The sequence below is a fragment of the Cysteiniphilum litorale genome, from assembly GCF_003428165.1.
Lineage (GTDB): Bacteria > Pseudomonadota > Gammaproteobacteria > Francisellales > Francisellaceae > Caedibacter > Caedibacter litoralis.
The window spans coordinates 1-882 of the sequence record NZ_QLIQ01000150.1 but is presented as its reverse complement, the minus strand read 5'-3'; the positions used below and the strand labels follow the sequence as shown (position 1 = coordinate 882).

1 protein-coding gene is annotated in these 882 nt (G+C 36.7%); it reads left to right on the top strand.

Features of this window, described 5'->3' with window-relative positions:
• On the top strand, positions 1–836 hold an 836-nt coding region (locus tag DNJ75_RS14985), incomplete at its 5' end, for an IS1634 family transposase (RefSeq protein ID WP_157968417.1).
• Between the last annotated feature and the right edge of the window lie 46 nt (positions 837–882).

Sequence of the window (882 nt, the reverse complement as noted above, 5' to 3'; positions counted from 1 at the left end):
GTTATAAGTATTTGGTGATATCACGTAAACGTAATTTATCCTTGCCAGAGGACATTTCAGGTGTTGTTGTCAAAGAAGATCAGGATAATAAGGTCACCACCTATTTAGTTAAGCCGTCAGAAGGCGATGAGGTGGAACTGTATTGCCATTCGCAGGGGATGGAGAGCAAAGGTAGTGCGATGTATGAGAAATTCAAACAACGCTTTATTGAGGAATTAGAGAAGGTAAAAGTAGGGTTAAGCAAAAAAGGCTGCACCAAGAAATATGATAAAGTCTGCGAGAAACTAGGGAGACTAAAAGAAAAATACAGCAAAGTAGCGAGTCATTTTGAGTTAGAGTTAAAAGCAGATGCCAACAAAGAAAATGCCTTATCCTTAACTTGGCATGACAAGGAAATTCGAGCGAATAAAAACAAGGGGATTTACTGCATTCGTACCAATCAAACCCATTTAAATAATCAACAAATATGGCAAACCTATCGCATGCTCAATGATATTGAAGTTGCCTTTAGAGTATTAAAAAGTGACTTAGGGATGCGTCCTGTTTATCATCAAACCACAGAGCGTATAAGTGGTCATATTTTTATTAGCATACTTGCATATCATATTTTGCATTGTATTCGTTTTCAGCTTAAGAAAGTTGACATACATGATAGCTGGGAGACTATTTTATTAAAATTAAGTACGCATTATCGTGTCACGACAACTATGCAAACCAAGGAAGGGAAAACCTTACATATTCGTAAGTCAACTAAGCCCAATCATGAGCAGTCTAAGATTTATAAAGCCTGTAATGCCCCAGCTATTCCACTAAAGCAGATCATTACAACGCTATAGCGCATCGATCACGTCTTCACAAAAAATCAAAAAATCAAAAAAAAAA